The sequence below is a fragment of the Streptomyces sp. NPDC050625 genome, from assembly GCF_040654755.1.
Lineage (GTDB): Bacteria > Actinomycetota > Actinomycetes > Streptomycetales > Streptomycetaceae > Streptomyces.
Genome location: NZ_JBFAIQ010000001.1, coordinates 758,173 through 778,702 on the forward strand (window position 1 = coordinate 758,173; position 20,530 = coordinate 778,702).

The 20,530-nt window shown below is 71.0% G+C and carries 14 protein-coding genes; 8 read left to right on the top strand and 6 right to left on the bottom strand.

Going from position 1 to position 20,530, the window contains the following annotated elements; translation table 11 throughout:
• Positions 1-19: 19 nt before the first annotated feature.
• The 4 genes from AB0I54_RS03535 to AB0I54_RS03550 all read right to left on the bottom strand — a co-directional run bounded on the left by AB0I54_RS03535 (position 20) and on the right by AB0I54_RS03550 (position 6,744).
• Positions 20-3,814, bottom strand: a complete 3,795-nt coding sequence (locus tag AB0I54_RS03535; RefSeq protein WP_363294180.1) for a multifunctional oxoglutarate decarboxylase/oxoglutarate dehydrogenase thiamine pyrophosphate-binding subunit/dihydrolipoyllysine-residue succinyltransferase subunit — start codon at positions 3,812-3,814, stop codon at positions 20-22.
• A gap of 281 nt (positions 3,815-4,095) precedes the next feature.
• Positions 4,096-5,205 (bottom strand): ATP-binding protein, encoded by a 1,110-nt coding sequence (locus AB0I54_RS03540; RefSeq protein ID WP_363294181.1) that lies wholly within the window; start codon positions 5,203-5,205, stop codon positions 4,096-4,098.
• Positions 5,202-5,942 carry a response regulator transcription factor gene (locus AB0I54_RS03545; RefSeq protein ID WP_263212538.1) on the bottom strand — a complete coding sequence of 247 codons (741 nt, stop codon included), beginning with the start codon at positions 5,940-5,942 and terminating at the stop codon, positions 5,202-5,204. The genes AB0I54_RS03540 and AB0I54_RS03545 overlap by 4 nt, the downstream gene beginning before the upstream one ends.
• 124 nt (positions 5,943-6,066) lie before the next feature.
• Complete coding sequence (locus AB0I54_RS03550; RefSeq protein ID WP_363294182.1) at positions 6,067-6,744, bottom strand: spermidine synthase; 678 nt, start codon at positions 6,742-6,744, stop codon at positions 6,067-6,069.
• Between the two features lie 232 nt (positions 6,745-6,976).
• Between AB0I54_RS03550 and AB0I54_RS03555 the strand changes: the two genes are divergently transcribed.
• The 3 genes from AB0I54_RS03555 to AB0I54_RS03565 all read left to right on the top strand — a co-directional run bounded on the left by AB0I54_RS03555 (position 6,977) and on the right by AB0I54_RS03565 (position 12,771).
• Positions 6,977-7,909 (top strand): rhomboid-like protein, encoded by a 933-nt coding sequence (locus AB0I54_RS03555; protein ID WP_363294183.1) that lies wholly within the window; start codon positions 6,977-6,979, stop codon positions 7,907-7,909.
• A gap of 137 nt (positions 7,910-8,046) precedes the next feature.
• Positions 8,047-10,479, top strand: a complete 2,433-nt coding sequence (gene lon, locus AB0I54_RS03560; RefSeq protein WP_363294184.1) for an endopeptidase La — start codon at positions 8,047-8,049, stop codon at positions 10,477-10,479.
• Between the two features lie 210 nt (positions 10,480-10,689).
• Positions 10,690-12,771 (top strand): hypothetical protein, encoded by a 2,082-nt coding sequence (locus tag AB0I54_RS03565; RefSeq protein WP_363294185.1) that lies wholly within the window; start codon positions 10,690-10,692, stop codon positions 12,769-12,771.
• 68 nt (positions 12,772-12,839) lie between these two features.
• Here AB0I54_RS03565 and AB0I54_RS03570 read toward each other — a convergent pair whose 3' ends face one another.
• Entirely contained in the window at positions 12,840-13,664 is an 825-nt protein-coding gene (locus tag AB0I54_RS03570; protein ID WP_363294186.1) for a lysozyme, read from the bottom strand.
• A gap of 261 nt (positions 13,665-13,925) precedes the next feature.
• Here AB0I54_RS03570 and AB0I54_RS03575 point away from each other — a divergent pair, with 261 nt between their 5' ends.
• Positions 13,926-14,417, top strand: a complete 492-nt coding sequence (locus tag AB0I54_RS03575) for a MarR family transcriptional regulator (protein ID WP_363294187.1) — start codon at positions 13,926-13,928, stop codon at positions 14,415-14,417.
• Here the strand turns inward: AB0I54_RS03575 and AB0I54_RS03580 are convergent.
• Complete coding sequence (locus AB0I54_RS03580; protein WP_363294188.1) at positions 14,404-15,213, bottom strand: protein phosphatase 2C domain-containing protein; 810 nt, start codon at positions 15,211-15,213, stop codon at positions 14,404-14,406. The two genes, AB0I54_RS03575 and AB0I54_RS03580, sit on opposite strands and share 14 nt — an antisense overlap.
• Before the next feature lie 418 nt (positions 15,214-15,631).
• On the opposite strand from AB0I54_RS03580, the gene AB0I54_RS03585 reads away from it, so the two are divergent.
• The 4 genes from AB0I54_RS03585 to AB0I54_RS03600 are packed head-to-tail and all read left to right on the top strand — an operon-like array spanning position 15,632 to position 20,526.
• On the top strand, positions 15,632-18,976 hold the full coding sequence (locus AB0I54_RS03585; protein WP_363294189.1) for a nitrate- and nitrite sensing domain-containing protein: 3,345 nt from the start codon (positions 15,632-15,634) through the stop codon (positions 18,974-18,976).
• Positions 18,973-19,476, top strand: coding sequence for a roadblock/LC7 domain-containing protein (locus tag AB0I54_RS03590; RefSeq protein WP_363294190.1), 504 nt, complete (start codon positions 18,973-18,975; stop codon positions 19,474-19,476). Before AB0I54_RS03585 ends, AB0I54_RS03590 begins: the two co-directional genes overlap by 4 nt.
• Complete coding sequence (locus AB0I54_RS03595) at positions 19,473-19,898, top strand: DUF742 domain-containing protein (protein WP_363294191.1); 426 nt, start codon at positions 19,473-19,475, stop codon at positions 19,896-19,898. The genes AB0I54_RS03590 and AB0I54_RS03595 overlap by 4 nt, the downstream gene beginning before the upstream one ends.
• Positions 19,879-20,526: an ATP/GTP-binding protein gene (locus AB0I54_RS03600; RefSeq protein WP_363294192.1), complete on the top strand. Its 648-nt coding sequence runs from the start codon at positions 19,879-19,881 to the stop codon at positions 20,524-20,526. Before AB0I54_RS03595 ends, AB0I54_RS03600 begins: the two co-directional genes overlap by 20 nt.
• Positions 20,527-20,530 lie beyond the last annotated feature (4 nt).

Here is a 20,530-nt window from a genome sequence, read left to right on the forward strand (position 1 = left end):
CGCTGTCGTGCCGCGAGACCTACGCCTCGAACACCTCACGGACCAGCTGCTCCTGCTCGGCCTGGTGCCGCTTCGCGGAACCCACCGCCGGGGACGAGCCGTGCGGACGCGAGATACGGCGCAGCCGCTCGCTGTGCGGGACGTCCGGGCCGACCGCCAGGTCCAGGTGGTCGATCAGGTTGAGCGCGATGAACGGCCAGGCACCCTGGTTCGCCGGCTCCTCCTGGGTCCACAGGTACTTCTCGGCGTTCGGGTACTTGTTGACCTCCGCCTGGATCTCCGCACCCGGCAGCGGGTACAGGCGCTCGATTCGGATGATCGCCGTGTCCGTGACACCGCGCTTCTGCCGCTCGGCCTCCAGGTCGTAGTAGACCTTGCCCGCGCAGAAGACGACCTTCTTCACGGCCGCCGGGTCGGTGATCGACGCGTCGCCGATGACCGGGCGGAACTCGCCGCTCGTGAACTCCTCCGCCTTCGACGCCGCCGCCTTCAGACGCAGCATCGACTTCGGGGTGAAGACGATGAGCGGCTTGTGGTGCGGGTTGTGCACCTGCCAGCGCAGGAGGTGGAAGTAGTTCGACGGGAGCGTGGGCATCGCGACCGTCATGTTGTTCTGGGCGCACAGCTGGAGGAAGCGCTCGACACGGGCCGAGGAGTGGTCCGGGCCCTGGCCCTCGTAGCCGTGCGGGAGGAGCAGGGTGACGCCGGACGTCTGGCCCCACTTCTGCTCCGCCGCCGAGATGTACTCGTCGACGACCGTCTGGGCGCCGTTGACGAAGTCGCCGAACTGCGCCTCCCACATCACGAGCGCGTCGGGGCGGGCCAGCGAGTAGCCGTACTCGAAGCCCATGACCGCGTACTCGGACAGCAGCGAGTTGTAGACGTTGTACCGGGCCTGGTCCTCGGACAGGTAGAGCAGCGGGGTGTAGTCCGCACCCGTCTCGCGGTCGATCAGCACCGCGTGGCGCTGGCCGAAGGTGCCGCGCTGGGAGTCCTGGCCGGACAGCCGGACCGGCGTGCCCTCCAGGAGCAGCGAGCCGATCGCGAGCGTCTCGCCCATGCCCCAGTCGATCGTGCCGTCCTCGACCATCGCCGTCCGGCGCTGGAGCTGCGGCAGCAGCCGCGGGTGGACGGTGAAGTGGTCGGGGATGTTGACCTGGGACTCGGCGATGCGCTTGACGACCTCGGAGGAGATCGCCGTCGGCACCGCGATCGGGAAGCCGTCCTGCGGCGCCTGCGCCTCCGCGGAGATGGGCTGGGAGGTTGCCTCACGGACCTCCGTGAAGACCTTCTCCAGCTGGCCCTGGTAGTCCTGCAGCGCCTGCTCGGCCTCTTCCAGGGTGATGTCGCCGCGACCGATCAGGGACTCGGTGTAGAGCTTGCGCACCGAGCGCTTCTTGTCGATCAGGTCGTACATCAGCGGCTGGGTGAAGGCCGGGTTGTCCGACTCGTTGTGACCGCGGCGGCGGTAGCAGATGAGGTCGATCACCACGTCCTTGTTGAACGCCTGGCGGAACTCGAAGGCCAGCCGGGCCACGCGGACCACGGCCTCCGGGTCGTCGCCGTTCACGTGGAAGATCGGGGCCTCGATCATGCGGGCCACGTCCGTCGCGTACATCGAGGAGCGCGAGGACTCGGGGGCCGCGGTGAAGCCGACCTGGTTGTTGATGACGACGTGGACCGTGCCGCCCGTGCGGTAGCCGCGCAGCTGCGACATGTTCAGGGTCTCGGCCACCACGCCCTGGCCCGCGAAGGCCGCGTCGCCGTGGATCGCCACCGGCAGGACCGTGAAGTCCGTGCCGCCCTTGTTGATGATGTCCTGCTTGGCGCGGGCGATGCCCTCGATGACCGGGTCGACGGTCTCCAGGTGGGACGGGTTGGCCGCCAGCGAGACCGTGATCTGCTCGCCGTCCAGGCCCGTGAAGGTGCCCTGGGCGCCCAGGTGGTACTTCACGTCGCCGGAGCCGTGCATCGACTTCGGGTCGAGGTTGCCCTCGAACTCGCGGAAGATCTGGGCGTACGACTTGCCGACGATGTTGGCCAGCACGTTCAGCCGGCCGCGGTGGGCCATGCCGATGACGACCTCGTCCAGGCGGGACTCGGCGGCCGAGTCCAGCACCGCGTCCAGCAGCGGGATGACGGACTCGCCGCCCTCCAGGGAGAAGCGCTTCTGGCCGACGTACTTGGTCTGCAGGAAGGTCTCGAAGGCTTCCGCCGCGTTCAGCCGGCGCAGGATGCGCAGCTGCTCCTCGCGCTCCGGCTTGGAGTGCGGGCGCTCGACGCGGTCCTGGATCCACTTGCGCTGCTTGGGGTCCTGGATGTGCATGAACTCGATGCCGGTGGTGCGGCAGTACGAGTCGCGCAGCACGCCGAGGATGTCGCGCAGCTTCATCATCGACTTGCCGGCGAAGCCGCCGACGGCGAACTCGCGCTCCAGGTCCCACAGGGTGAGGCCGTGCTCGACGATGTCCAGGTCGGGGTGCTTGCGCTGGCGGTACTCCAGCGGGTCGGTGTCGGCCATGACGTGGCCGCGGACCCGGTAGGAGTGGATCAGCTCGAAGACGCGCGCGGCCTTGGTGACGTCGTCGTCGTGCGAGGCGTCGATGTCCTTGAGCCAGCGGACCGGCTCGTAGGGGATGCGCAGCGACTCGAAGATGGCGTCGTAGAAGCCGTTCTCGCCGAGCAGCAGGTTGGCGACCTGGCGCAGGAACTCGCCGGAGGCGGCGCCCTGGATCACCCGGTGGTCGTAGGTCGACGTGAGCGTCATGACCTTCGAGATGCCGAGCTTGTTCAGGGTGTCCTGGCTGGTGCCCTGGAACTCCGCCGGGTAGTCCATGGAGCCGACGCCCATGATCACGGACTGGCCGGGCATCAGCCGCGGGACGGAGTGGACGGTGCCGAGGCCGCCGGGGTTGGTCAGGGAGACCGTGACGCCGGTGAAGTCGTCCATCGTCAGCTTGCCGTCGCGGGCGCGGCGGACGATGTCCTCGTAGGCCTGCCAGAACTCGAAGAAGTTCAGGGTCTCGGCCTTCTTGATGGCGGCCACGACGAGCTGGCGGTCGCCGTTGGGCTTCACCAGGTCGATGGCCAGGCCGAGGTTGACGTGCGCCGGCTTGACGAGGGTCGGCTTGCCGTCCTTCTCGCCGAACGAGTGGTTCATCGACGGCATGGCCTTGATGGCCTGGACCATCGCGAAGCCGATGAGGTGCGTGAAGGAGATCTTCCCGCCGCGCGCGCGCTTCAGGTGGTTGTTGATGACGATGCGGTTGTCGAACAGCAGCTTCACCGGGACCGCGCGGACCGAGGTGGCCGTCGGCAGCTCCAGCGAGGCGTTCATGTTCTTGGCGACCGCGGCGGAGGGGCCGCGCAGCGTCACGAACTCGGGACCCTCGGGCGCCTCGGTGGCGGGCGCGGCCTTCGCGGCGGGCCTCGCGGCCGGGGCCGCGGCGGCGGGCTTGGGCGCGGCCGGAGCGGCGGGCGCCGGGGCGGCGGCGGCCGGCTTGGGGGCCGCGGGCGCCGGGGCGGCGGGCGCGGCGGGGGCCACCGGAGCCGCGGGCCGGGCCGGAGCGGCCGTCGTGGTGGTTCCTGCGGCCCCCGCGGCCGCAGCACCCGACGGAGCCTGGGCGCCAGCGACGCCCGGCTTGTAGTCGGCGAAGAAGTCCCACCAGGCTCGGTCTACCGAATTCGGGTCCTGGAGGTACTGCTGATAGATCTCGTCGACGAGCCACTCGTTGGGACCGAACGCAGCGGCGGGGTTCTTCCCGGCTTGGTCTTCGGTCGAGATGCTCGAGTTACTGGGGGACTGTGGCGACACGGCGGCAACCGCCCTCTTCCGCTTCACAAGGTGATGGACAGCGGAAATAAAGGCTACGCCTCCCTGAGGGTGAAGGTCAGGTCGGGCCCGTTCATCGTCGTGTAAGTCACATCGGAAAGCGCGTTTCGGCGGCTGATATGGCGGGAAACAAGCGTGGTTTGCCTGTGGCAGGGATGCATCGGCCGCGGCCTCGGCGCCTCACGGGCGCGGGCCGTCCCTGATCACACGTGTCCGTCAGTGGGGACGCTCGTGGATCTTGTGACTCCGGTTCGAACCTTACGTCAACTCGACAGGGATCGCTCTCCCGGAAGGGTGACGAGAATCCGGCAGCCCCGCTCGGATTCGGCCACTCCGATCCGGCCGCCGTGCAGATCCACCGCCCAGCGGGCGATCGCCAGCCCCAGACCCGTACCGCCGTCGCTGCCCGGACCGTGCGGGCGGCTGACGGCTCCCCGGTTGAAGCGTTCGAAGACCTTGTGCCACTCCGACTTCGGGATGCCGGGGCCCTCGTCCAGGACCTCCAGCTCCAGCGACTCCGGCTGCGGCCCGCGCCGCGCCTTCACCGTGACCCGGCCGTGCGGCGGGCTGTGCTTGACCGCGTTGTCGATCAGATTGGCCACCACCTGGTGGATCCGCTCCGGGTCCGCCTGCGCGGTCAGCTCCGGCGGGGAGACGTCCAGGTGCAGATGGACGTCCGTCCGCGTGTGGTTCCCGGAGCCCGACGCCATGCCCCCGCGCGCGGAGGCGACCATGTTGGCCTCCTTGAGCACGCCGGAGAGGTACGGCCACACCTCGAAACGCCGCTTGCGCAGCGGTACGACGCCGTTGTCCAGCCGGGACAGGTCCAGCAGCGTCTCCACCAGCCGCCCGAGCCGCTCGGTCTGCTTGAGCGCCGTACGCATCGTCTCGGTGTCCGGCTCGGCGATGCCGTCCACGACGTTCTCCAGGACGGCCCGCAGGGCGGCGATGGGCGTGCGCAGCTCGTGCGAGACGTTCGCCACCAGCTCCTTGCGCTGGCGGTCCTGGGCCTCCAGCTCGTCGGCCATGACATTGATCGTCCCGGCCAGGTCGCCCAGCTCGTCCCGGCGGTTCTCCCGCACCCGGCGCGTGTAGTCGCCCTGCGAGATCGACCGGGCCACCGCGTTCATCTCGTCCAGCGGCGAGGTGAGCGAATGCGCCACGAACTGCGTTATCAACAGTGTGGCGATCATCGAGAAGACCGTGATGAAGCGAAGCTCCGTCTTGGTGTGCACCGCGATCATCGACAGACCCGTGGTGATCAGCACCGAGATGACGACGAGCGCGCCCAGCTTGGTCTTGATCGAGAACGGACGTACGCCGCCCCAGGGCTCCTCCCCGGGGCTTCTCCGTGCGGCCGGCCCGGCGCTCATGGCGTCGGGGTCTCCAACGCGTAGCCCACGCCGTGCACCGTGCGGATCCGCTCGGCGCCGATCTTCCGGCGCAGCGCCTTGATGTGGCTGTCGACGGTCCGGGTGCCGGAGGCGTCCGCCCAGTCCCACACCTCGGCCAGCAGCTGCTCACGGGAGAGCACCGCGCGCGGGGTGTTCGCCAGGCACACCAGCAGGTCGAACTCGGTGGGCGTGAGGTGGACGTCCTCGCTGCGCACCCGCACCCGGCGCTGCGCGTGGTCGATCTCCAGCTCGCCGAGGCGCAGGATGCCGGAGCGCGGTGTGGCCGCGGCGATGGCGGCCCGCTCCACGCGGCGCAGCAGGACGTGCACCCGCGCGGCCAGCTCCCGCATCGAGAACGGCTTGGTCATGTAGTCGTCGGCGCCGACGCCGAGCCCGACCAGCATGTCGGTCTCGTCGTCGCGCGCGGTGAGCATCAGCACCGGCACCGGGCGCTGGGCCTGCACACGGCGGCAGACCTCCAGGCCGTCGAAGCCGGGCAGCATGATGTCGAGGATCAGCAGGTCGGGCTGCCAGGCCTCGGCGGTGTCGACCGCGGAAGGACCGTCGGCCGCGGTTTGCACCAGGAATCCCTCTGCGCGGAGCCGGGCCGCGATGGCGTCCACGATCGTCGGGTCGTCCTCGATCACCAGCACCCGGCGCTGCGCGCCCGGAGTAGCCGCCGCCGTACCGCTGTGCGAGGTGTGTGTCTGCTCCATCGCCCGCCCCTGAGTGTGCTTTCCGGAACCAGTGGGGTGGTTCCTCGGTCTGCGCATGGTTTGCGATTGACGCTTGAATGATCCGCGTCAGGGAAGCACATTACGGGGACCGGAGGCACCGTCGCTATCCAGGGCGTACGGCGAGGTGCACAGCGTCCGGAACGCCCCGGGCAACCGGGATCTCTTCGGTACGCACCTGTTGGAACCCGGCATTCCGCAAGGTTCCCTCGAAATCCGGAGAGGGCTGCGCCGACCATACGGCCAATACCCCTCCGGGGGCCAACACCCTTGCGCAGCTTGCCAGTCCGGCCGGTGAGTAGAGGCCGTCGTTGTCCTCGGTCACGGTCCAGCCGGGGCCGTTGTCGATGTCCAGGCACAGGGCGTCGTACGTGGCGGAAGTCTCATTGACGTGCATCAACAGGTCGGCTTCGACGATCTCGGTGCGCGGGTCGTCGAGCGCGGCGACGGACAGCCCGGACAGCGGGCCCGCGCGGTGCCAGCCGATCACGGCGGGTTCGCGCTCGACCACGGTGATCCGTCCCCAGCGGGGGTCGGCAGCGGCATGTGCGAGCGAGAATCCGACGCCCAGGCCGCCGATCAGCACGTCCGGCTCCGGCCGTCCGCCCAGGGCGTCGTACGCGGCGTCGACCAGCAGCCGCTCCGAGCGCCCGTCGGAGGTGTCCATGAGGAAGCAGCCGTTGGCGATGATCTGTAGTGACTCACCGTGTCTGCGCAGCACCACCTCCCCGTGCGGGCCCTCGTGTCGGTCCAGGACTACGGGAGATTCGTACGTGGCGGCCATACGCCCATCCTGCACGAACACGGCTTTACGGCCACGGGAATTACGGATGGTGGGCAGGTCGGCGCACATCACTCGTTCGAGCGCTTCCCGTTCTGTCGAATCTGTCGAAGCCCCAGCGTGAGTCGATCGGTTCCTCAGAAAATCCTGTGAATCGGGGTCTCGCGTGGCGTCGGTCATAGACAGGGGCCCGTGCGGCGCGAAGTGTGGGGCGGGACGGAAGGAGCGCCTCACCGTGGAACCGCCCGCGACGGCCGGCACGACGGCCTCGCCCCCGCCCCCGGGCACGCCTCTTTCCGAGCTTTCCGACGACAGCGCGCTGTCGCCCACCGGGCTGGCCGACCTGCTGGACGGGATGCCGCGCCAGCGCGGTGCCACGGCGGACGGTGCCGCACTCGACACCCCACCGGTCGCCCTCGCGGCGGCCACCCCGGCAGCCGCGCCCTTTCGGTCCCGGACCACTGCGCCGGCAACCGTCGCGCAGCCCTTCCCCGCCCCGCACCGCCTCCTCGCCCGGCGGCTTCGCGCCCTCCACCCCTGGCGGCTGCTGCCCACCCCCACGGGAACGCCGTTCACCTTCGCCTACGCGGCCCTGCTCGCGGTCACCTCGCTGATCGCCGCCGACGCCGCCCCCGGGCTGGTGCACAGCCTCTACCAGGCCTCCAGCACCGATGTCGCCCACCTGGTGCGCACCCCCGTGCAGGTGCTGCTGGCGAGCGCGCTGTGGATCGCCGGCGGGGTCGTGTCGCCGTACGCCATGTGCTTCCTGGTCGTCCTGACCGCGCTGGAGCGGCGCATAGGAGGACTGCGCGCGGCCACCGTCTTCCTGCTCGGGCATGTGCTCGCCACCCTGGCGACCGAGGTCCCCGTCGGGATCGCGGTCGTGGCGGGACACCTGCCCGGCAGCTCCCTGCACCGCCTGGACTACGGCATCAGCTTCGGCGTCGCCGCCAGCACGGGCGCCCTGGCCGGACTGCTCACCCCCTGGCTGCGCTGGCCCGTCGTCGCGCTGTTCGGCGGCATGCTGCTGCAGGACCTCGTCGCGTACACGGATCCGATGACCGACTGGGGCCATCTGATCTCGCTGACGATAGGGATCGCCATGTGGCCCGCACTGCGCCGCTGGCACCGGGCCCGGGCTTTGCGGTCGGTCCTTCCCGGGGCATAACCCCGCGCCTCACCCCGTTTCCGCTGGTAGTGCAGGGTGATGTGGTGATCGCTCAGAGCGAACGCGGTCGGGGGAACATCCGAGGGCTCCCGTGCATTGAGTCGGCATAGCTCAACTTGACTGCCGAAGGGGAGATCATGGCTGCTGAGTCCACGGCGTTCACACCGCTCACTCTGCCTGTGCTGCCGCTCGACGACGAGGTCGTGCTGCCCGGGATGGTGGTTCCGCTGGACCTGAACGACGCCGACGTACGCGCCGCGGTGGAGGCCGCCCAGGCCGCCGCCCGGTCGGAACCCGGAAAGCCGAAGGTTCTCCTGGTGCCGCGCATCGACGGGACGTACCCGAGCACGGGTGTGCTCGGCACCGTCGAGCAGGTCGGCCGGCTGGCGGACGGTGACCCGGGCGCGCTGATCCGCGGCCGCGGCCGGGTGCGGATCGGCGCCGGGACCACCGGACCGGGCGCCGCGCTCTGGGTCGAGGGCACGCGCATCGACGAGAAGGTGCCCGAGCCGCTGCCGGGCCACGTCGCCGAACTGGTCAAGGAGTACAAGGCACTGGCCACCGCCTGGCTGCGCAAGCGCGGCGCCTGGCAGGTCGTCGACCGGGTCCAGGCCATCGACGACGTCTCCGCGCTCGCCGACAACTCCGGCTACTCGCCGTTCCTGACCACCGAACAGAAGGTCGAACTGCTGGAGACGGCCGACCCGGTGGCCCGCCTCAAGCTCGCCGCCCAGCAGCTGCGCGACCACCTCGCCGAGCAGGACGTCGCCGAGACCATCGCCAAGGACGTCCAGGAGGGCGTCGACAAGCAGCAGCGCGAGTTCCTGCTCCGCCGTCAGCTGGAAGCGGTCCGCAAGGAGCTGCGCGAGCTGAACGGGGAGAACGGCAAGGATTCCGCCGAGGAGTCCGACGACTACCGCGCCCGCGTCGAGGCCGCCGACCTGCCCGAGAAGGTCCGTGAGGCCGCGCTCAAGGAGGTCGACAAGCTGGAGCGGTCCAGCGACCAGTCGCCCGAGGGGTCGTGGATCCGCACCTGGCTCGACACCGTCCTCGAACTCCCGTGGAACGAGCGGACCCAGGATGTGTACGACATCCAGGGCGCCAAGGCCGTCCTCGACGCCGAGCACGCGGGCCTGGAGGACGTGAAGGAGCGGATCACCGAGTACCTGGCGGTGCGCAAGCGCCGTACCGACCGCGGTCTCGGCGTGATCGGCGGCCGGCGCGGAGGCGCCGTCCTGGCCCTCGTCGGCCCGCCCGGCGTCGGCAAGACGAGCCTCGGCGAGAGCGTCGCACACGCCATGGGCCGCAAGTTCGTCCGCGTCGCCCTCGGCGGCGTCCGCGACGAGGCCGAGATCCGCGGCCACCGCCGTACGTACGTCGGGGCGCTGCCCGGCCGGATCGTGCGCGCGATCAAGGAGGCCGGGTCGATGAACCCGGTGGTCCTGCTCGACGAGATCGACAAGGTGGGGTCCGACTTCCGGGGCGACCCGGCCGCCGCCCTGCTGGAGGTCCTCGACCCGGCCCAGAACCACACCTTCCGGGATCACTACCTGGAGGTGGAGCTGGACCTGTCGGACGTCGTCTTCCTCGCCACCGCCAACGTCCTGGAGGCCATCCCGGAGGCCCTGCTCGACCGTATGGAGCTGGTCCGCCTGGACGGCTACACCGAGGACGAGAAGGTCGTCATCGCCCGTGACCACCTGCTCCCGCGCCAGCTGGAGCGGGCGGGCATCGGCAAGGACGAGGTGACCCTCGACGAGAGCGCGCTGCGCAAGCTGGCCGGCGAGTACACGCGGGAGGCGGGCGTCCGCAACCTGGAGCGGTCCATCGCCCGGCTGCTGCGCAAGGTCGCGGCCCAGCACGAACTGGGCGAGCGCGAGCTGCCGTTCACGATCAGGGACGAGGACCTGCGGGCCCTGGTCGGCCGGCCGCACCACGTACCCGAGTCCGCCCAGGACCCGGCGGAGCGCCGCACCGCGGTCCCCGGCGTGGCGACGGGCCTCGCGGTGACCGGCGCCGGTGGAGATGTCCTCTTCGTGGAGGCGTCCCTCGCCGACCCGGAGACGGGCGCGGCGGGTCTGACGCTGACGGGCCAGCTGGGCGACGTGATGAAGGAGTCGGCGCAGATCGCGCTGAGCTTCCTGCGCAGCCACGGTGCCGAGCTGGAGCTGCCGGTGGCCGATCTCAAGGACCGGGGCGTGCACATCCACTTCCCGGCGGGCGCGGTCCCCAAGGACGGCCCGAGCGCCGGCATCACGATGACCACGGCCCTGGCCTCGCTGCTTTCCGGACGCCTGGTGCGTACGGACGTGGCGATGACCGGCGAGGTCTCGCTCACCGGCCGGGTCCTCCCGATCGGCGGCGTGAAGCAGAAGCTGCTGGCCGCGCACCGGGCCGGGGTCACGACCGTGATCATCCCCAAGCGCAACGAGCCCGACCTGGACGACGTCCCGTCCGAGGTGCTGGACAAGCTCGACGTCCACGCCGTCACGGACGTCCGGCAGGTCCTGGAACTGGCCCTGTCGCCGGCCACGAACGGCGCGGCGCCGGAGGTTCCGGTGGCGGCGTGACGGACGTCATCGGATGAAGGAAAGGCCCGGGTCCCGTGAGGGAGGCCCGGGCCTTTTCGGTGCCCCATGGCGAGGTCAACCCCGCACCAACGCAAAGTGAAATATTTCCGTGCGACAGATGTACAACTCTTGACCCCCCTTCTCTGTCGAACTGGCGAACAACGGCTTTTGGCAGACCGTGTGCAATCCCGTGGGGGGAACGTCTTGTCCGTGATCATCCGTCGGTTGTGCGGTGCCCTGCGGGTACGCGGGACGACCGACCTGCTCCTCGTGCTCCTGCTCGGGGCCGGCTTCGCCGCGCTGCCCGTCTTCGCGTTGCTGCCGTCGGTCGCGGGGTTCGCCGTGGCGTCGGCCGTGACCTATGTCGTGGACGAGGTACTGCACACGCGTGCGCCCGGCTTCGTCCGCAGGCTCGCGACACTGCAGCTCAACCGCACCCTGCGGTTCGCGGTCCGCACGGTGATGCTGCTCGCGCTGGCCAGCCGGACGGACGCGCCGGACCGGGTGCTGGTCGCCGCGCTGGCCGTCTTCAGCGTGCACTTCGCGCTGGTGATGCTGTACTCGGCCGCCCACCACGCCATCCGGCTGCGACGGGTGCTGCCGCTGGTGGTGCGCAACCTCGACCTGAGCGCACTGGACGTCCCGCGGCGCCCGCCCGCCGTCCTCTACCGGCGCTTCCTGCGCAAGCTGCTCCACCTCGACGTGCCGGCCCACGCGGGACTGCTCACCGCGCTGGCGGCGGGGGTCTGGTACCCGGCGGGCGTCGGCTTCGCGCTGACGACCGGGCTGTCCGTGGCGGCCGTGACGGCCCTGCTGGGGCAGTACCGCCGGGTCCGCCGGATGCCGGCCCCGGACGAGGTGTTCGCCGAGGTCAACCGGCAGCTGGCGGCGTACGGGCCCGAAGTCGCCCTGTACTTCAGCTTCGCCTCCGTGTCCCGGGACTTCATGTACCAGGTCAACATGTGGATCGAGACGCTGGAGCAGCTCGACCTGCGCCCGGTGATCGTGCTGCGCGAGCGGGCCTCGTTCCGCCATCTGAGCCGCACCTGGATCCCGGTGGTCTGCGTGCCCAAGGCCGACGACCTGGCCGAACTGGAACTGTCCGGCGTCCGAGTCGTGCTCTATCCCGGAAACGCCGGCAAGAACGTGCACATGCTGCGCATCGCCGAGGCCAAGCACGTGTTCATCGGCCACGGCGACAGCGACAAGCTCGCCAGCAGCAACCGGGTCAGCAAGGTGTACGACGAGATCTGGGTGGCCGGACGGGCGGGCCGCGACCGCTACCAGCGGGTGCGGCACGCCATCAGCGACTCGGCCATCGTCGAGGTGGGCCGGCCCCAGCTGGCCCCGATCCGGCTGCACGCCGACCACACGCCGGGCCCGCTGCCGACCGTGCTCTACGCCCCGACCTGGGAGGGCTGGAGCGACGACGACTGCCACACCTCGCTGATACCGATGGGCGTGACCCTGGTCGAGCGCCTTCTCACGGAGAACGTGCGCGTCGTCTACAAGCCGCACCCGCTCACCGGCAAGCGCTCGCCCGAGGCGGCCGAGGCCGACCGGGCCGTCCGGGAGCTGCTGCGGGCCGACAACGAGCGGCGCGAGGCCGCGTCGGCCGCGGCGGCCGCCACCGCCGCCGCGCCCCGGCTGCGGGAGATCAGGGCCCGGCTCGACGAACTGGCCGGACATCACGACGGTGACGACGCCGAGCAGATCCGTGACGCGCGGGTCCCCGACCAGGACGGCGCCGCCGAGTGGCGGGAACTGCACGCCGAGTGGCACCGCCTGTACTGGGAGAGCCGGGGCCCGGTCCGGCACCACGTCGTCCTCAAGCAGCTGCCGACGCTCTACGAGTGCTTCAACCAGGCGGACGTCCTCATCAGCGACGTCTCCTCCGTGGTCGCCGACTTCGTCGCCAGTCTCAAGCCGTACGTCCTGACCAACGCCCACGACCTGCCCGACGAGGAGTTCCGCGCCGCGTACACCACCGCCGGGGGCGCCCAGCTGCTCGACCGCGCCTGTGAGCGGCTGCCGGAGATCCTGCGCTCGGTCCGTGAGCCGCGCTACGACCCGATGGCCGCGGAGCGCCGCACCCTCAAGGAGTACGTCCTGGGTCCGGACCACCCGACCTCCCTGGAGCGGTTCAACGCGGCCGTCAACGCCCTGGCCGACCGGGCCGCGGTGGAGCGGGCGGCGGACCGCCCGGCGGAAGCCGCGGACCTGGTGTTCCCGCAGCAGCGGACGGCCCCGGCCGGCGACGCGCCCCGGGACCCGACCGGCCTGGTCGGCTGAGCGGCGTACACAACAGGGGAGCACCGGGCCGGCGTCCTCGCGCCGACCCGGTGCTCCGGTGTGCGCGATCAGCCGTTGGCGAGCGCCACCACCCGGTCCAGGGCCCCGTTGAACTTGTCGTGGTCCCCGACCGTCGGTCCGGAGGAGGTGTACTGCCACATCGTGTAGTACGACCATCCGGCGGGCAGCGTCCCGGGGTCCGAGGCGTACCGGGCGATCCACAGCGGGTTGTACGCCGCGAAACCGCCGTAGTTGCCGGTGCACTGGGTCCACCAGCTGGTGGCCGTGTAGATCACGGCGTCCCGGCCCGTGCGCGCCTTGTACGTGTTCAGGAAGTCGGCGATCCAGCTCACCATCCCGGCGGCCGACTTCCCGTAGCAGGCGGCGCCGTACGGATTCCACTCGATGTCCAGGACGCCGGGCAGGGTCCTGCCGTCCCTGGACCAGCCGCCGCCGTGGCTGACGAAGTAGTTGGCCTGGGTCGCGCCGCTGGTCGTGTCCGGGGTGGCGAAGTGGTACGCCCCGCGGATCATGCCGACGTTGTAGGAGCCGTTGTACTGCTGGGCGAAGTACGGGTTCGTGTAGTACGTGCCTTCCGTCGCCTTCGTGTAGGCCCATCGGACCCCGCTGTTCCACAGCGTGGACCAGGCGACGTTGCCCTGGTGGCCGGAGACGTCGACGCCCTCGGTCTGGGTGGCGTCACCGGTGCTGGGCGTGCCGTCCCTGCCGTCGTGGGCCGGGACGCCCATGCCCATGTACGCCGAGCCGCGGGTGGGGGTGGTCGCGGCGTCGGCGGTGGACAGCGGGAGGGTGAGGGAGAGCGCCGCCAGGAGCACGGCCACGACGGCCGTGAGCGGGCGCGGGCGGATGGAACCGGGTCTGTGCACGGGCATGACGTGCCTCCGAGGAGGGGGTGGGGGACCCCGAAGATGGGGTGGGGGGACCCCGAAGAGGGGGTGGGGGACCGCGGATGACCCACTGGCGTGGGCATGCCATGAGTTGCCTGTCAAGGAAACTACGCACGTAGACGGGCAGGTGGAAAGGGGGTCCGGAGGCTGCCGTTGGTCTACGCCTGCGAAATACTGACGGAGCTGCGGCAACGGCGGCGTTTGGCAGAAACTTTCAGGACCGCGAAACCGATCAGGGGTGCTGACGTGCACGAGGACGGAAACGGCGACGGACGTCACGTCGCCGGCCAGCTGACACCGAGTGGTGCAGACCAGGAATTCCTGGCGCTGGAACGCGAGTTGACGGTGCTGCTGCGGCGTGCCCGCGCGAGTCAGGGCGAGATGGCCCGCGAGGTCCACCCCGACCTGGAGTCCGCCGCGTACGGCCTCCTGGTCCGCCTCGACGAGCACGGCGGCCATCGCGCCACGGAACTCGCCGCCTACATCGGCGTCGGCAAGGCCACCATGTCCCGCCAGCTGCGTGCCCTGGAGGAACTCGGCCTGGTCGCCCGCGAGCCGGACCCCGCGGACGGGCGTGCCTGGCTGGTGGCCCTCACCGCCGAGGGCCGCCGCCGCGTCGGCAAGGTCCGTGAGGCCCGCCGCGCCCGCTACGTCAGCCAGCTCGCCCACTGGGACCGGCAGGAGGTCGCGGAACTGGCGCGGCTGCTGCACGAGTTGAACGGCGTCATGGACAAGTAGCCGGACAGGCAAGCTCCACGTACACCACCGTCGCGTCGTCGTGCGTCTTGCTCCGCCGCAGGAACGCCCGCTCCTCCCGGTCCGCCGCCTCCAGCGCCCGTACGCGCTCCACCAGCGCCCGCGCGCCCTCCTTCCGTACGACGGTGAAGCAGTCCCGCCAGTCGCCCTCACGGAACTTCTCCACCCAGCGGGTCGCCCCGTCGGTGAGGGCGGCCAGGGCGCGGACCCCGTCGCGCGGGAGCGTGCCCGTGACCGCCCGGGAGGCGACCGAGGGGTCGGCGGCGGCCGTGAAGAAGCCGCCCTCCCTGTTGCGGACCGTGGCGTCGGCGACGGCGTCGCTCACCAGGGACGCGCGGGGCAGCCGGGAGAGGCGGTCGTCCAGGACGGGGGTGACCGTGCCGTCGGGGGACTCCAGGAGGAGGGCGGAGTCGGACAGGACCAGGTACTCGACCGTGTCGGTGGACCAGCGGGCCAGGACGACCGTGGCCTGGGGCGTACGTGGGTGAGAAAGGTCACAGGTGGTCGCGTGGGTTTCCGCGGTGCGGGCGATCGCCGCGGAAAGAATCTCCGGCAGCGTCAGATCTCGGTCGGAAACGGTCAGTTCGGTCAGGGCTCCGCCGAGTCGCGCGGTGAACCAGGAGACCGAATGGAGACAGCCCGTACCGCTGTCCGGCGGGGTCACCCCGTCCAGGACGATCACGCAGCCCCCCTGCCCCGAGGCCGGTAGTCCGACACCGGCGAAGTCCTCGTTGGGGCGGTCCGCGCTGCCGGGCTCCGATACGACTTCAGTACGCATTCGGCCAGTCTGCACGAGGCCTTCACAGTGTTCGCCAAAGGCTGGCAACGGTCCCGGAATTGTCACCGCGGCGCAGGTCAGGCGCCTGGTTTGGGAGGGAATGACGCACTCCGCGAAGGCGTGTCGGCGAATCCTGTCAAAGCCTGCGTCCCGCGTCCAACCGGCCCGCCGGTAATCACCCCCGCGCCGGCCGCGGCAACTTGCCCGCCAACTCCCCTCCGATGTTCACTCCTTCGGGTGGCCGGTCAGGTGATGTACGACCACTGCCCACCGGCGCTGGGAGGGTCGGGGACCGATGGGGGCGTCCCGCGCGTGAGCCGAAGCCGAGCGTGGGGGAGGGTGAACGCATTGCTCGGCACCGGAACGACGGGGTGCCACCCGGGCCCATGGGTAGACGAGTTCAGGAATGCGAGCATCGGTGCAGAAGAAGCGGTCTCGGGGCACAGCCAGGCAGACGGCCTCCGAAGGGGGCGCCGAGCGCACTCCCGTCGGCACCGGCCGCCCGACCCACGTACGCAACCGGCTGATCGTCGCGGTGGCCGTGGTGGCCGCCGCCATCGCCGGGGCCGGAGCCCCGTCCGTGCTCGCCGCCTCCGGGCAACTGAGTGACTCCCAGGAACTGGTGACCCTCGCCGGGCGCACCCAGGACGCGCTCGCCCTCGCCCACTCGCTCGCCGACGAGCGCGACGAGGTCACCTCCTACGTCGCGGCCGGCCGCCCCAAGTCCAAGGCGCCCTCCGAGCAGCGCAGCGCCCGTGTCGACCGGCAGGTGGACGATCTGCGCGCCGACACCGACACGCCCGCCTGGCTGCGCTCGGACCTGGACGGCATCGCGGCCGTGCGCAGGGCCGCGCTCACCGGCAAGAGCACGGCGCTGGAGGCGCACCAGGCCTACTCGGCCGCGATCGGCGAGCTGCACCGGCTCGCCGAGGACCTGGCCGAGCAGATGCCCCCACGGGCCGGCGCCGGCGCCCACGCGCTCGCCGAGCTGGACTCCGCCGTCCAGCAGTCCGCCGCCGCCCGCGGCCTGCTCCTCGCGGCCCTCAACGTGCCGAGCACCACCCAGACGGTCATCGACCCCCTCACGGGCCTGCCCAGCACGACCTCCACCACCTCCGCGGCCGACAAGAAGCAGCGCGACGCGCTCAGCGCCGCCGCCCAGCAGGCCCGGCTGCGCTCCGACGCCGCCCTCGCCGACTTCCGTGACACCGCGCCCAAGTCCGCGGTCGACTCGTACGACTCGACGGTCACCGGCCCCGAGGTGAACTCCGCCGAGAAGTACCTCGCCCAGCTCACCGACGGGCCGACGCTCTCCGACGGTGACCTCGGCATCAGCGCCAAGAAGCTGGACGCGGCGCTGTCCGCCCGCGTCGACCAGATGCGCGGTGCCGAGGCCGCCCTCTACGACCACCGCACCAAGGACCTCGCCCAGCTGCGCGACGACGACGTCACCGCGTGGGAGATCCGCATCGCCGTCCTCGGCGCCCTGATGCTGGTCGCCGTCGGTGTCGCGACCGCCATGGCGCGCACCCTGACCCGCCCGCTGTCGGTGCTGCGCCGGGGCTCGGCCCGGCTGGCCGAGTCGGAGAACCCGGCCGCCGAGGAACCCGTCAAGTTCACCGGCCGCAACGACGAGTTCGCCCAGGTCGTCCGCTCCGTCAACGCCCTGCACGCGCACGCCGCCGCCCTCCACGAGCGCATCGCCACGCTGGAGTCCGACCGCAAGCACCTGGTCGGCCAGCGCCAGAAGATGGCCGACGCCCGCGAGGAGCTGCGCACCGAGGTCGCCGACGCGGCGGCCCAGCTGGAGCGGCTGCGGGCCAGCATCGGCGGCACCTTCGTCAATCTGGCCCTGCGCACCCTCGGCCTCGTCGAGCGACAGCTGGCCGTCATCGAGGGCCTGGAGGAGCGCGAGCAGGACCCCGAGCGCCTCTCCACGCTCTTCAAGCTCGACCACTTCGCCACGGTCATGCGCCGGCACAGCGAGAACCTCCTCGTCCTCGCCGGTACGGAGCACGTCCAGCAGCACCATGGGCCGGTCCCGCTGGTGGACGTCGTACGGGCCGCGGTCAGCGAGATCGAGCGCTACGAGCGGGTCCGTATCGCGGCCCTCCCGCCGCACGCGCACGTCGTGGGCTTCGCCGCCGACGACCTCTCCCACCTGCTGGCCGAGCTGATGGAGAACGCCACCTCGTTCTCCCCGCCCGACGCGCACGTCGAGGTCTCCGGCTGGCTGCTGGAGAGCGGCGAGGTCATGCTCTCCGTGCAGGACGAGGGCATCGGCATGACCGGCGAGCGCCTGGCCCACTTCAACTCCAGGCTCGCCGACTTCGACCCGGACTCCCCGTACGAGCAGGAGGGCGACGAAGGCCTGGGCCTCGGCCTGTACGTCGTCGCCCGCCTCGCCCACCGCCACGGCGCCCGCGTCCAGCTGCGCGAGCAGAAGCAGGGCGGCATCGCGGCGGTCGTGGTCCTCCCCGGCGCACTGCTGGCCCAGGCCCCGGCCACGGCGGTCCCGCCGACCGCGACCGTGCCCGGCGGCACCCACACCTTCTCCCTGCCCGGCGCCGACGCCGAGGCCAACTCCAACGTCCTGCACGGCCGCGCCAAGGACACCGATCCACTGGTGGCCCTGGCAGAACAGGCCACACGAGAAACCCCCAACGGGAAGCCGACCCCGGCCGGGACTCCGTCCGGTGCTTTCGCCGAGTCTCCGGCCCAGACTGCTGCCGGCGCTTTCGCCGAGGCTCCGTCCCGGCCTGCGGCTGAGGCAGCGGCCGGGGTTTCTGCTGAGACTTCGGCCGGTTCTTTCGCCGAGGTTCCGGCTCAGGCTTCTGCCGAGACTTCGAGCGGTGCTTTCGCCGAAGCTCCGTCCAGGGCTGCCGCCGAGACTGCGTTCGGGGCTTCTGCCGAGACTTCGAGCGGTGCTTTCGCCGAGGCCTCGTCCCGGCCTGCCGCTGAGATCCCGGCCGGGGTTTCTGATGAGACTGCGGCCGGTGCTTTCGCCGAGGCCGCGGCCGGGGCTTCTGCCCAGACGTCGGAGGGTGCTTTCTCAGAGGTTCCGGCTCAGGCTTCTGCCGAGGTTCCGTCCAGGGCCGCCGAGGCTGCGGCCCGGGCTTCTGCCGAGACTCCGACTGGTGCTTTCGCCCAGGCCCCGTTCCGGCCTGCCGCCGAGACTTCGCCCGGGCCTTCCGCCGAGGCCCCGTCCTTGCCTGCCGCTGAGATCCCGGCTGGGCCCTCCGCCGAGGCCCCCGCGCGGCCTTTCGCCGAGGCCCCCGCGCGCACTCCCGCCGAGGCCCCGACCCGGCCTTCCGTCGAGACCCCGGCCGGGCCTTCCGTCGAGGTCCCGGTCGAGGCTCCTGCCGAGACCACGATGGAGTTGCTGGCCCCGGTGCCCGTCGCCGACCCGTACGCCATCGGGCCGGACGCGCACGAGCGGACTCCCGACGAGGCCGTCGTGCCTGCACCAGCGGCGGAAGTCGCGGAAGCGGCGGATGCCGAGGACGAGGTCACCAGCAAGGGCCTCCCCAAGCGGACCCCGAAGATCACCTCCCCGGACCGCGCCCCGCGCCAGCGGACCGGCTCCGTCGACGCCGAAGCCCTCCGGCGGCGTCTCGGCGGCTTCCGTCGGGGGGCGGAAGCGGGCCGCAGGGACGTGGAGGCGGAGATCGCCGAAGAGACGGCCCAGAACGAGCGGCCGGACGCAGCACCAGCACACGCCGGAGATGTCACGGGGGGCACAGTCGAGGAGGCAAGCAGTTGACCGCGCCCAGTACCTTCGGACTGAGCAGTGAGGCCCGCAACCTGCACTGGCTGCTGACGAACCTGGTCGAGGAGGTGCCGGGCATCCAGTCGGTCGCCGTGGTCTCCTCCGACGGCCTGCTCCTGCTCTCCTCGGACCCCGGCCGCAACGCCCAGGCCAGAGAGGCCCGCACCGAGAGGCCGACCGGCCCCCGCGGCTCCTCCGCCGACCTCGCCACCATCGTCTCCGGCATCGGCAGCCTCACCGTCGGCGCCGCCCGGCTGATGCAGTTCGGCGGGGTCAAGCACACGATGGTCGCGATGGACGAGGGCAGCCTCTTCGTGATGTCCATCAGCGACGGCTCGCTGCTCGGCGTGCACGGCTCCGCGGACTGCGACATGAGCGTCGTGGCGTACCACATGGCGCTCTTCGTCGGGCGGGCCGGCCACGTCCTGACGCCCGAACTCCGCAGCGAGCTCCGAAAATCGCTGGAGACCGAGGCGCCGGGGAGCGCCCGATGAGCGACTCCTCGAAGAAGAGGCAGCTCCCGGTGCGCGGCGGCGACCGCAAGCCCGCCCGGGTCCGCCCCTACTCGCTCACCGGCGGCCGCACCCGCTTCGGCCACGTCCTCCTCGTGGAGACGTTCGTGGCCAGCACGGCGGCACTGGAGGCCCCCGAGGGGCGCAAGGAACTGACGAACGGTTCGCTGGGCACCCGGGTCATGCCGGAGATGCGGGCCATCGTCGAACTGTGCCGCCGTATGCGTACGGTGGCCGAGATCGCCGCGCTGCTGCAGATGCCGCTCGGCGTGGTCCGCGTCCTCCTGAGCGATCTCGCGGACCAGGGAAAGATCCGTGTGTACGGAACCGGCACCGGCCACGGGGTGGGCCGCCCGGACCGCGCTCTGCTGGAAAGGGTGCTGAGTGGACTCCGTCGTCTCTGACGCCGCTCATGGCGTTGCTCCCCTCGTCGGTCCCGACGAACCCGACGAGGATCTGAGGTCCTGGCAGACGGACCGCACCCGAGCCCCGATAGCCACGAAGATAGTCGTGGCGGGTGGCTTCGGTGCCGGCAAGACGACGCTGGTCACCGCCGTCTCGGAGATCACGCCGCTGCAGACCGAGGCGCTGATGACCGAGGCGAGCGAGGCCACCGACGACCTCACCGCCACGCCCGACAAGCTCACCACCACCGTGGCCATGGACTTCGGCCGCATCACTCTCGACGACGACCTGGTGCTCTACCTGTTCGGCACGCCGGGTCAGCAGCGGTTCTGGTTCATGTGGGACGACCTGGTGCGCGGCGCGATCGGCGCCGTGGTCCTGGCCGACACCCGCCGCCTCAAGGACTGCTTCCCCGCGCTGGACTACTTCGAGAGCTGCGGGCTGCCGTACATCGTCGCGGTCAACCACTTCGACGGCAGCGAGCTGTTCGAACCGGAGGACGTTCGCGAGGCGTTGACGATCCCCGCGCACATCCCTGTAATGATCATGGATGCGCGCCACCGGATCTCGGTGATCGAGACCCTCCTGGCCCTCGTCGCCCACGCGCTCGAAGAAACCCCCGAGTAGCCCC

Bases quoted from the DNA above. Each gene is read 5' to 3' on its own strand.
- AB0I54_RS03540 (WP_363294181.1), bottom strand. From the start codon at position 5,205: ATGAGCGCCGGGCCGGCCGCACGGAGAAGCCCCGGGGAGGAGCCCTGG.
- AB0I54_RS03545 (WP_263212538.1), bottom strand. From the start codon at position 5,942: ATGGAGCAGACACACACCTCGCACAGCGGTACGGCGGCGGCTACTCCG.
- AB0I54_RS03550 (WP_363294182.1), bottom strand. From the start codon at position 6,744: ATGGCCGCCACGTACGAATCTCCCGTAGTCCTGGACCGACACGAGGGC.
- lon (WP_363294184.1), top strand. From the start codon at position 8,047: ATGGCTGCTGAGTCCACGGCGTTCACACCGCTCACTCTGCCTGTGCTG.
- AB0I54_RS03570 (WP_363294186.1), bottom strand. From the start codon at position 13,664: ATGCCCGTGCACAGACCCGGTTCCATCCGCCCGCGCCCGCTCACGGCC.
- AB0I54_RS03580 (WP_363294188.1), bottom strand. From the start codon at position 15,213: ATGCGTACTGAAGTCGTATCGGAGCCCGGCAGCGCGGACCGCCCCAAC.
- AB0I54_RS03595 (WP_363294191.1), top strand. From the start codon at position 19,473: ATGAGCGACTCCTCGAAGAAGAGGCAGCTCCCGGTGCGCGGCGGCGAC.